Source organism: Nocardia pseudovaccinii (genome assembly GCF_050942345.1).
Classification (GTDB): Bacteria; Actinomycetota; Actinomycetes; order Mycobacteriales; family Mycobacteriaceae; genus Nocardia; species Nocardia pseudovaccinii.
The window spans coordinates 5,445,165-5,458,285 of record NZ_CP192074.1; the positions used below are offsets into that span (position 1 = coordinate 5,445,165).

Below are 13,121 nucleotides of genomic sequence, written 5' to 3' on the forward strand. Positions count from 1 at the left end.
CTAAGCGTCTGGGACGACGTGCTCCTCATCGTCTTCGGACGCGACGTGCGACCCTACCTCGGCATCGCGTCCGAGCAGGCCACGGGCCTCGAGAAATGGCTGCAGATCGGTGTCGGGAGTCAGGAAATTCGCGATCACCTCATCGAGCAATAGCTCCTGATGGCGAAATATCTCCGCGGTCAGCCGATCACCGACCGCACGAGTGAAACCGCCCGAATCGGTGATCGACTGCTCGAGCCTTTGTCTGGCGAGCTCGGCCGAGATCTCGTTCCACACATAAGTGAGTAACGTGCTGGCATAGTCATGGACGACAATATGCCCGAAGGTCTGCAGCGGTACGAAGTCCAGCAATGCGGGAAAATCAAGACCAGCGGACGTCAAGACAGCATCCTCGAGCTCCTTGACCGCTGGTCGCAGATCTCCACCCGACGGCGCTTGATCCGGAGTCAGACTATGCCAGAAAAGATCAAGTAATGTGGTTCCCAATTCTCTGGCAAGAGCGAACGCGCGCGGCCCCCGAGCAATGCGGGTGACACTTTCCACCATCTCCGTCGGAATCGGTTCCCTGGTTTCATAATGTAATGCATACTCCGACAGATACAGGGATGCGAATTCACCGGCGAGCAATCCAGGAAACTCGGTCCAGGTGCGCGGTATCCGCCTGTCCGACACCTCTTTGGCGCCTTCTCCCAGAAGATCGTTGAGCGCGTGCCCGAACTCATGAAAAACAGAGACGACCTTCTCCCAAGACAGCAGAGTAAAAGCACCATCCCGCGGCTTCTCGATGCTCGTGAAAACAAGCGATACCGGAAGTTGACCCAATGCCTCAACTTTGTCCAAAACCGGCGTCGTAACCCCACCCCCATGCTTCCCCGGCCTCTGATAAGGATCAAAATATATGAGCCCAGCCGGATTCCCCGCCCGGTCCAACACCTCGAAAACCCGAATATCGGCATGGTGCGCCCGTATATCGTCACATTCCTTGAACTTCAACCCGAACAGCCGCTCGAACAGCCCGAAGACCCCGTTCTTCAGCACCCGGTCCAGCTCCAGATACGGCGCCAACGCCCGACGGTCGATGCCCGAGCTGTTCGCCGCTACAGCTTCCAGCGCATAGGTGACATCCCACGGTTCGAGATGATCACGACCAACCACCTCGGCCGCCTCCCGAAGATCGTCACGGACCGCAGCCGTCAGGTGCGGTGCCAACTTCTTCAGGACTGCCGCGGCCACATCGGGAGTTACCGGCTCCTGATCCGCGATAAGCGCACTATAATTAAGGTAACCCAGCAGCTCAGCACGCTCAGCACGCAACCTGATCAACTCGGCCATCACGTCTGTGTTATCGTATTCCCCACCGCGACACAGCTCCGTCGTAGCCCGATATATTTTCTCCCGCGCAGTTCTACTGTGCAGCCGGGACAGCCACGTCTGAAAATTTCCAGACATACATGTCTCGAGCTGAAGACGATAGGTGTTCGGGCCTGTCTTGGTGACACCCGGGTCATCGATGGACACACCTGCCAGCTCGTGCTCATCGACCTCGACGACTGTCGCGGCGATCGCTGCGTTCTTGTTCTCTTGAAAGCGGACCTTGAGCTCTTCGATCCGTGCATAGATCCACGCGATTCTGGCCCGGCCTTCACTCGAAAGTTCCGAGCCGGCCGCACGGAAATCGTTGTACACCCGCTCCAGCAACGCGCGCTTCCGCGGATCAGCCGTCAAAGCCGCACGATTCCGGTACGAATCCGCAACCCACGCACCAAGCTCCGCATTCAAATGAATCTCATGCCTGGCCGCCGCAACGATCCTCGATACCTCCCCCCACGCCTCCGAAATACCCGGAAAACCATGCGGATCCGACTGCGCGATAGCCCGCACAGGCAATAACACCGGACGAACCTCGGACCCAGCCCTCAAATAACGTTCGAAGATCTCATCGAAACCCCACCGCTCCGGATTCCTGATCATCTCCAAAACCTGAGCAATATCCGCCCGCCACAACTCCACCGCACGATTAGCGGCCGGAACCATATCCGCAACCTCCACCCGATCCAGCCGCACCGAACTGAACGGGCCGGTCCGGTCCAGCAACGGGTTCACCCGCGCAACCGGCGGCAGCGCCGGGACCTCGGGGGGCTCCGGAATGTCGTGTCCCACATTGAATCTGGGCAACGTGGTGGCATCGTCGCCGGGCAACGGGAGCGCCCGACCACGCCGATCGAACGCCATCGCCCAGATCGTATGCAGGTCGGCCAGGTGCGAGGTCGCCCGCCACGGGCCCTGCTGGTGCAGACCGGGATCCTGCAGTTCGATATGACCGTTGCCGCCGTCCGCGTCGCAGCGATACTCCAGCCGATACATGTGCCCGCTCACGCCATGTTCGTCGACGGTGTGTGTCCCGTCGAACACCATGACGGAGACACCGTCACGCGCCGTGGGCGGTGTGACATGGAGCAGGCGGGTAAACGCCCGCATGAGCGGTAGATGCGACCGCCTCGGGTCGACCGCAAACCGTACTGGGCGCTCGCGCGGTGTCAAATGTCGCGGATCCGAATGACCATGCAGGAAAGCCGCGCACAGCATCACCGGCCGTCCGGCCAGGCTGGTCGTTGCGGGCACGATGACATCTGTCCGGCCGGTTCGCTCCTTGTGTAAGCGCATGGTCAACTCGGGGCACTGATTTGCCGGGTGCCCGCTGGGCGTCCGGTGTGCAGTCGAGCCGTCACCCGCGGCACTGCGATCACCGGACGGATCCTGAGGTGTGCGGACCGCGACCGGACTCGTGCGCAGGCGAGCCTTGATTCTCGCCAGCCGTGGAAAGGCGGCCACCACCTCGAGGTACGGCACCGCCCCCGGAAGAACTCGGAGGCATACCGCCACGGACTCCGGGTCGGGGTGGTATTCCCTTGCCTCCCACCCCCTCACCTGGCGCTTGGTGAGGCCGGCGCGGTCGGCGAGTTGCTGTTGGGTCCAGCCTGCGGCTTCGCGCCGATAACGCAAATACTCACTCGGACGGGAATAGCCCTCGGGGTAGCGTGCCGCGCCCGGCGTTACGGCTCGCACGTAGGCGGCGACCAACTCTAGCGCCGGGCGGCCGTGCCCCGCTTCGAGATCCACTATCACCTGCGACGGCACGTGCATCGCGTCGGACAGTTGCTCGACGGTGCAGCTCACCGCTCTACGCAGGAACCGAAGGCTTTCGCCGAAGGTGCCGCTGCCCTGCGTGTAGCGGGCATCGCGCGTGGCCAACGCGCCCAGATACGTTGTCAATTGGTGCACCGACCGAATCGAGTCCGCGCGTTCCCATCTGCGGACCGTGTTCTCCGCAACTCCGGCGGCCGCCGCCAACTCCGGCCGCGACATGCCCGCGGACCGACGCAACCTCCGCAGATACGCGCCGGTGTGCGGCCGATCCGCGAGATCTGGATGGAAGCGGTGCCCGATCTCGGTATACAGCGAGCGCGCATCGGGGACGTTGCGCAAGACGGCTCGGAGGCGATCGGCCGTCAGCTCGATGATTTCCGCTTCGATCGCGCGGTATGTCCCCGGTGTGCCCGCCAACAGGTCGTCCATCTGGTCGAAGGTCAGCGCCAGATAGACCCGGACCGCGCCGAGCCACTGGACGACGGTGTCGAAGGAGCGTGGATGTGGAACGGGCGTATCGGCTTCGGTGACGTACCAGCCCGGGTCGGCGCCGAGGGCGGTCAGCCACCCCTGGACCTGGGCCTTGCCGAGCGAATGCATGCGGGCGTACTGGCCGAGACTCTGCACCGCCGATCCGGCCGCCGATTCGTGCGCGCGTCGCTCGTACCAACGCCGAAAACTGGTCGCTTCCGGCGAACGGCCCTCTGCGGCCGTGGTGACCGCACTTGTCCCGTCCAGTTCGGTTGCCAGCCAACCGATCACCCGCCGGGCGACGCGTAGGTGTGTCGCCACGACACTGGCTGCGGTCATGCCGAGCAGCGCCGCGGTGCGATCGGCGCCCTGGTGCTGCCAGACGCGCAGTTCCAGACACCACCGCTGCTTGTCGGCGAGCCGGTCCAGACAGCGCCGCAACGCCTGCGGATATTCGGTGTGCGCGGCGCGGAGTGCGGCCGACGCATCCGCTGTGGTCAGCGAGCCGCCTCGGGCCAGCAGTTCGGCCGCGTCAGTCGGCCGCTGTGATTCGGTGCGCAGGAGTTCGACCAGCCGTCGGATCGCCCGTCGTTCCACCTCGTAGATCGCATCGTCGGTCTTGCCGAGCGCCGCAGCGATCTCACCCGGTTCGAGACCGCGCTGGAACCGTTGCTCGGCGACCTGCCGCCCCCACTGCGTGCGTAGTTGATCTATGCAGTGCTGCAACAGCTCCGGGTGTACGACCGCGGCGTCCTCGACGAGCATCCGAGCGTCGTCGAGTTCGAGCGGTTCTGTCCTGGCCAGCAGCCTGGCCAACCGGCCCGGCCGATCGAGCTCGGCGGCCAGCATTTCCACCAGCCGCAGCACGGCCCGATGCAACGTCGGCTTGACCGCGTCCGAGGTGCGCCCGAGACGCGTTGCGATCTCGTCGCGACCCAGCCCCTGCTGGAACGTGAGTTCCACACAGGTACGCATCAACTCGGAAACCCTTGCCAGACAACGGGTCACCTCGTCCGGATACAACAGAAACGCATCCTCGACCACCATCGCGGCATCCCGGTAACCGAGCGTACCGGCACGTTGCAGCAACCCGGCCAGCCGCGCGGGTCGGTCGAGCTCGGCCGGCAGCATCTCGGCCAAACGCCGCACCCCGGCCACATGTGTGTTGCTGACGGTTTTCCTAAGCTTGCCGAGTCGCTCCGCGATCTCGGTCACCGAAAGACCCTGCCGGTACCGCAATTCCACACAGATACGTTGCTGTTCACCGAGCCGGGCGAGACAGCGGTCCATTGCCGCGGGATGCACCCGCATAGCGTCGTCGACGACGGTTGCGGCCGCCTCGAAGTCGAGTGACTCAGTGCGCCCTAGCAATTCGGCAAGGCGCGCTGCCCGCATCGCATCCCCGGCCGTCTCACCCGCCACCGGCCACCTCGGCAACCCCGGACGACCAGGAAGCCCCACAACCTCGCCCTCGTGATCGATGACGACACCAACCCACCCCTGGGCCTCGCCCATCAACCGCGTCAACACCTCCGGACGCGCACCCGGCACATACTCCACCTCAACACCACTCACCGAATCGAAAAACACCAGAGCACCAGGATTCGTCGCACTCAACGACAACCCCACCGCATGCGAACCCGGCCCCACATCCGACAACCGCACCACCCTGTCGGCCGCCACCAACTGCGCGAACACCAACGCCGTCGCATCAGGCTCCCCGCTCTCCCGCCGCCGCAACAACTCCCGCTCCACCCACCCCCACGACGCCAACTCCGTGATCACCGCATCCACACCCAAATCCCGCTGCACCCACCACGGCAACACACCCCGCCCAACCAACAGCGGCGCCGAACCCACCGCAGCCCGACCCGACCGCGCCCACACCCAATCCCGACACCGCACATAACAATCCACCGCCCCACCAGACACCGAACCCCCACCAGACAACTCGACCCGCCGCCCCGATTTCCTATTTTTAGCATCGGACGTTGCAGAAGCAGTTGCCCGCGACTCGGGCGAGAGATCCGGCGCTCGTGGCGTATTCCGGTTCTCACCCCTCGGCTCGAAGACCGGTGGTGTAGCCGGCTTCCGATCGTCGGCGATGTCGGCTGCGCGATCGGTCGAGAATTTGCCTGCCGTATGGCCTTCGCGCAGCTTTTCGCTTGCTGTCTCGATAATCTGTTGCGCTTTGCCATATTCGATCCCGAGCCGGTCGGCAGCCTCTTCCAACGGAACGCCGTCGATGAAGTTGAGCGCAACCAACTGGGTCGCGCCGGGCAGATCTGACAGCACGTCGCGGAGAGCAGTTGCGAAAGGATCGTCCGGATCGGAAATATCGAATTCTGGCGCCGCGGAGTCAGGGACGGCGCTAGCGATCTGGATGGGCCTGTCGCCTTCTTTCATCGAGGCCTCGATCGAAATAGTCCTCGTATCTATTACACGTTGCGCATCGCGCGCGTCCTCGAGGGTAATTCCTTTAGCCTCTGCGATTTCTTCGACAATCGGCATGACTCCCTTCTGCTCATAATAGGCGCTCCTATACGAGTAAACGGACATCACCTGAGCCAAATTTTTACGTTCCAGACCGGGATAATCGGCTTCGAATATCAGCAGCCGATATCTGCCGCGGCACGCACCCCACGCATGAGTAGCGAACGACCTTCCCGGGAAGTGCAGCGCAATTGCGCGCAGTATCGCTTCACGGAAACGTTGAGCGACGTCCTCTCGGGGCATCCTCCGCACCCACCACACCCTCGCGGCTGAGCGCGCAATCCAATCATATTCTTCGAATATCTCATTTCTGATCGCCCGCTCTTCCGACGAGCCACGCCTGGTATCTATCAATCGCCAGAACTTCTCATCCTCCGGCAATTCCGCTCGACCCTCCAAGAGAAATCGTCGAACGGCTCGCCTGAAGACACCCGCGTCCATACCGAGCGCATCCCGCCACGAGCGCAGGAAGTCGAGCGTTACGCCGACGCCGCCCTCCACCTTCCCCACCGCGGTCGCCGAGTACCCCATATCTCCCGCGAGAGCTCGCTGCGATACTCCGTGACGGACACGGACGTCTTTGAGCCAGTCGCCGACGACAGCGGCTCCCGGCCACTCCGACTCGTCCACCTGCACTGGGTACTGAATCCCGAACTCTTGGGCGGCGATCTGCAGGCCTTCTTCGGAGATACCGAGCGCGCGACCGAAATGACGCAAATCGTACGGTGTGACAATGTCACTGTTCTCGACCTCGGAAATCTGCCGCAGTGTACGCTTCGTGCGCTTTGCGACTTCCTCCACCGGCAAACCCTGGTGCATTCGATAGGCTTTCAGCCATCCCCCGACACCTCTGTGTCGCAGATTCGCAGCGTCCAGCATCGGTGCCCTGAAGTATTCTGCGATATTCGGCATGAAACGCGCTGCGGCGGAATATTGAAGGTCATCCGGAATGTTACAGACAATACCGAGCAGCTGCAGATACTGGACCGCGATATTGCCGCCGCTCTCCGCCGCTGCGACCTCGCTTTGTTCGCACCCCATACGATCGGCGAGTTCTTGCTGCGTCAACCCGGCATGTAGTCGATTTGCTGCACACCAGTCGGCCATCGTCTGCATCCGCCGATCCGTCGGATCGGGATCCATGAAACGCCGTTCTACCCGCTGTACCAACTCCTCGGGCATGCCAACCGCGCGGCCGAATGATTCGAGATATTCGACTGACGCCTCACCGCGTGCCTCGGCACGCCAGACTGTTCGCTCAGGGCACCCGATAGCACGCGCCAACTGCAGCTGAGTCATCCAGCATTGATGGCGGGCGGCTATGTGCCAGTCCGCTATTGTTCGGAACCGACTATCCCAGGGGTCCGGTGTTGTCTCGGAAAAATAGTCCGCCAAATCAGGATCGTACTTCTGCGTGGCCGAACGCAGCTGTTCGAACGAGCAATTCAATGCCGCACCGAACTCCTCCAGAAAGGATGCGGTTACCCGTCCGCCGGCAGCCACCTGCCGGACGGTCGTCGGGGCGACCTCCATGCGTTCGGCCAACGCCATCTGTGTCAGCCCCGCTTTCCTCCTATGCATTTCACACCAGTCGCCCATCGTCCGAATACGCCGGCTCACCGGATCGGTATCGATGAAACGGTGCTCAACGCGATGCAAGAATCCATCCGACATACCGAGGGCACGACCCAATGCGCGCAAATATCCGAGAGTGGCCTTGCCACCCAACTCCACGCGCTTGACTTTGGCGCGCGAGTATCCCATGCGGTCCGCCAGCTGCTGTCGTGTCAACCAGCTCTGATCGCGCGCCGCCCGCTGCCAATCCGCGAACTCCCGGAATCGGGGGTCCTCGATGTCCGGTTTCGTCGGGGCGAAATAGTCCGCAAGCTGCGGAGCGTGCTCCTGCGCGACCGAATGCAATGTCGCGTATGAGTAGCCCAGAGCCGCGCCGAACGACCGCAAATATGCAGCGGTCATACCGCCGCCTTTCTCCGCCCGCAGCACAGCCTCCCGAGTGACTCCCATAAGCGCAGCGAGTTCTCCCTGTACGAGGCCTGCCCGGTGGCGTGCAGCCCGGTGCCAACCCTCTATCGACCGGATTCGAGGATCCACCGGATCGGGTTTCGCCTCGGCGAAATAATCCCACCACCCTGGTTCGAACTGCTGCACGGCGGAACTCATGACCTGGATAGGTATACCCAAGGCATCGGCCCATGCGCGAAGAAAACGTGGGCCAAGTTGTACTCCATTCTCGGCCATGCTCACAACCGAGTGGTTACAGCCGATACGGCTCGCGACATCCTGTTGCAACAACCCCAAGCGCTTCCTGACCGCCCGCAACCATTCACCAAAACCGCGGTCCGCGAAATCGGCAGGATCTGGGATATCCGTGGGCGCAAGCCTCGTTGCCGCCACCGAGGCGTACCGGTGACGGCTGTCCGACGAGCGGATTACATCGTCGGTGTCCGCGATCGGCAGCGGAGGAAGAACAGCCGGACCAGGCAGATCGACAACATTTCCCGCAGGATCGAACTTGACCACGGCCAAACAATCACCATCCGGCGGCACAGCAACGCCAGGAGGCCGACTTCCGTACGAGTATTCGTGCAGGCTGTCGTCGCGTGTCTGATAGAACTCGAGCGCACCGGGACGATCACCACGCGACAACACAACGGTGTGCGCAGACCGCGTATCCACCAACCCATCCACTCGCACGTCCAGCACCGCAGGTGACCAATGAACCACGAGAAACGTGGTCCCCACCGGATCATTCGCCAGTTGTTGCTCCAACAACCCCCACAAGGCGACCTCACGAAAAATCCCACCCGTCGCCCGCTGTGCAGGGAACGAAAGAATTCCGCGATCAAGAACGTGCACAGCCTCCCACGTCCCCACCCGCGCGCCCGTCACCAAGCGAACCCGCTCCGCACCGCGCTCGAAACACATTCGATAGTCGGCACCGTCCGCCGGTCGTGCCGCCACAGACCTGCGTCCGACGTCCACACCGGGTGACCGCAGCCGTTCCTCCCACAACTCGACGACTTGGTCGATGACTTGGCGCGCCGCCTCCCGCCTGCCAGTCGAACCGGTGTCCGAAGGACCATGCCCCTCATCGTCTTCAGATGCGATGGCGATCATCGCTGCCATATCCGGCGCGCCCGCACTGACTTCCGGCTCATGCGACGGAAGATCGGCTTGCGCGGCGAGTGCACGACCGCCCGTGCCGTCGAGCAGTTCGCGCGACCAGGGCGTCGATCCACCGGATCCGAGTTCCGGGGCTGAGTTCGGCTGAATCGGCGACTCGACGGATAGGGATTTCACCACAACATGGCAGATTTCCGACTCCGGGATCGGCACGATGCGACCGTCCGGCAACGACTCCACCGCAATACGTTCGATGACGCCGTGGCCCCAGTCCTGATATCCCTGTCGGCGGTAGAGCCGCGCGGCGTCGTAGTTGTCGACCCGGACGGCCAGGGCAACCCGGGAATGGCCCCCGCCAGCCGCCAACGCCTCCAACTCGACGAGTATCTCTGTGTCGATGCCGATGTTCCGACGCCGCTCGACAACCTGCAGACCCATCACCAGCGGCACACCCGGCAGACGGTCACGGATCGGTTGTTCCTCCGCGGCTTCCAGCCACAGATAGCCGGTACCGACCAGCTCGGCTCCCTGCCTAGCAACCAGGAGCACTCCGTTCCCAGCCGCTTGACGTGCCAACCGATCACGGAACAACGCTTCGTCACCGAATTCTGAAACCAGCTCGGGGAGATCGGATTCGGCTGCGGTACGGACCGCGGCATGGTGTTCAGCTCCGTGCGGCAGGTCATCGATGTCGGCCGCGCGATCGGCCGAGAATTTGCCTGCAGGCCGAACAACATCCGCGGATTCATAAACAGCGGGGTCGAGACCGGCACCCCGCAGATCGGTAAAGGCGTCACGGAGACGATCGATTGCTTCCGAGGCGAGGCCGCCGGCAGTGTCCGCGGATATAGCCAGCCGGCTGGCTGCTTCGGCGAGAGATATGCCTTCGGCGAAGTGCAGCACCAGAACGCGTTCGGCGGATTCCGGATCGGAGAGATCAGCAAGCCTGGCACGCATGGCGGCGAAGAAACCCGCGTCCATGAATGTCGAAAGGCCCCATGCATCGGCAACATTGTTCCAAGGACCTGCCCGGTGCAGAGCACGATTATAGATCCGCAACAATGTCAACTCGATGCCCCGCAGGTGCGTCCCCCACACTTCCACGTGCCGCCGATACATTCTGGCCGTTATCCCGAATACCGCACACACGTGCGTCTGCGTCAGTCGATTCACACGACCGAAATATTGCAGGTACTCACCGAAGGATTCCGTTTCTCGCACATCGGGAAATTCCAATGTTTCCCGGGGCAAGTATTCGAAATATTCGGCGACATCTTCATACGCGACCTCGAGATGCCCTGGGGCATGCTGGAGATAACCACGAATCGTTGACGGCGTCGGGCGATTAGACAGCCGTTCTACTGCATCGATCATGCTCTTGGACGACAGCCCGGCCGATCTGGCCAGTTTCCGTATCGAAAGTCCGGATTCCGTGCGCAAGAATTTGCAGTATGCGGTGACCTCACCATAGCCCTCAGGGAATGCAGGAGCGCCTGATTTCGTCAGCAGCGCGGGATAGTGAACCGCAGCATCGAGATACAGGTCACGCGCTCCGGGGATCCGGCGCAAGAGCGCGCGAAGGTAGCTGATATCCAGATCCTCGCCCAGTTCGACACGTTCCCACGTACCGGCAGGCGCGCCGAGCAAATGGTCCATTTGCCCAGCTGTCAGCACAAGAAAGCGGCGGACGTCGGTGAGCCATGTCAGCGCGACATCAGCCGCACTCGGCCGGGGCAACAGTGCGGCGAAGTCCAGGGCGCCCAGTTCCGAAGCGTCCAGGTCAGCGTAGTCCAGCCACCGCATGACCTGCTCACGGGACAGCTTGTACATCCGCAGGTACTGCCCGAGTCCAAGATGCGGCTGCCCCGTGGAGATCGCCGAACGATTGCGATACCACTCCAAGAAACGCGCTCGTTCGGGGGATGTCGCAGTGTGTTCGCCGGTGTCCGCGATCGGTCGATCTTCGCCCGTATCCACTACCGAGGTGTCCGAGATGACGCTGGCAAGCGCGCGAATTACATCGTCGGCATCCGCGATCGGTAGCGGGGGAAGAACAGCTGGACCACTTTCCATGGCCACCGCCGCGCGTGGCCGATCCCGTTCGTCTGAATCCACTCGCTCGATACGTTCTTCCTGGTTCGATTCCCGGAAATCGTCAGCGTTGAACAAGTGGCCGAATTCTTTCATTTTGACGCCGAGGTAATCGTCGCGGTTCTCGCCGAAGTAGAACTGCGGAACCCGATCCACCACGCGGATATCGTATTCTTCCAACGCCGCGATCTTTTTCGGATTGTTGGTCATCAAACGGACCTCATCCAATCCGAGGTGACGCAGTATGAGGGCACCGTGGCTGTAGCGGCGAACATCGTACGGTAGGCCGAGCGCGTCGAAGGCTTCCACCGTGTTGTGACCTTCGTCCTCGAGCCGGTATGCCTGGGCCTTGAGATACAAGCCGACGCCGCGACCCTCGTGACCGTTCCCTCTTCTGCCCTCATCGAAATACAGCAGCACGCCGGCGCCTTCTCGCCGCATCGCCTCGAGCGCACCGACCAGCTGTCGGTAACAATCGCATTTGGTGGAATGGAGGACGTCGCCGTAGAGGCAGCGCGAATGCACCCGCACCAACGGCGGCCGAGCCCGCAACTGGTCCGGGCTACCCACCACGATCCCGACGACGGGCCCTTCACCCGGTAGTGGTGAATCGTAGACGCGCAGGCTCACCAAGCCCCATTCCTCGGTGGGCAAGGAATGGACCACCACTGGATCGCCAGGCGGTCGCGCACCCGGCCCGGCGAGGGGATCGACGGCCCTTCGGCGTGCTTGCGCTATGGCGTTCGGCAAGCGGCCGGTGAGCGAACCCCGCAATGTCGAACGTCCCGGCCGGTGCAGTTCGACATGGTCCGGCCGGTAGTACAGGTACGGGTTGTGCTCCTCGAACCGAGCCAGCTGAACAGCGGCCTCCTCTTGGAAGCGGCGGGAGCCGACATCGATCCGCTTCAGGGCGGACGAGTCCGCACCGACGATGTCGACGACCGCCGCGGCCGCGGACTCCAGTGCTCGTTCTCCTCGGGGATCCGCCCAGGTTCCCTCCAGCCGTAGCGAACCGAGAATCGCCGCTTTGACCTTGGGACCGATATCGAACGCACGCACCACGCTCGCATAATGCGCGGGAGGTAGGGACCGGCCGAAATGCGTGACGGCCTCGGCAAGTTCACTTCGCGCATGCTCGGTTATCCGCTCCAGCAACGAATCCCATGGACCGTGCAGTGCCATATCCCACAGTCTGACCGCCGCCAAAACGTTCCGCGGATCGGTTTGCAGGCCCATCAGTGTCGGGAGAGCCAGCCGATACTCGATCCGTGCGACCGGCACGGTGTCCTGGCGCCAACTCGGTGGAAACCCGCTGCCACTCGCCGCCGAACCGGAACGAATCTCGTGCAACCTCTCGAGAATCTCCTCCCGCGCAACAGGTGCCAGATCCCACGAGTCCACTATCGGTGCAAGGTGCTCGCTCGGCACCCCACGGGCTATCGTCTGCAACGCGTCATCGAGCACTGCGGGCAGCACATCCGCATTATCGCGAGAACTCCGCAGATCCAGCCCACGAAATGGCGGATCCAACGCACGAAACAGCGACCGCGCCCTGCTCGCGGACCCCGGATAGCGATCCAGAACCCGACGGGTGCCGCTGCCCAGTCGATCGTCCAGTGACCGGGCCGACGGCCGGGGCCGTAACCAGTCGAGAGCCAGCATCCGGACCACGGCATCCGCCAACCCGGGCTGCCAATTCCTCACCGCAACAAAAGCGAGCTCCGGAGAAACACCCAACGCATCGAACACCGCCCATAGAACCTCAGCGCTCGCAT

The 13,121-nt window shown here is 62.7% G+C and carries 1 protein-coding gene (only partly in view); it reads right to left on the bottom strand.

The window, feature by feature from the left end:
* A protein-coding gene (gene ribA, locus ACQPZ2_RS24585; protein WP_433520608.1) for a GTP cyclohydrolase II RibA crosses the window boundary here: on the bottom strand, positions 1 to 13,121 show its 3' portion. Its footprint extends 20,656 nt past the window's final position; 13,121 of the gene's 33,777 nt are visible here — the last part of the coding sequence; its start codon lies beyond the right edge, outside the window; the stop codon is at positions 1 to 3.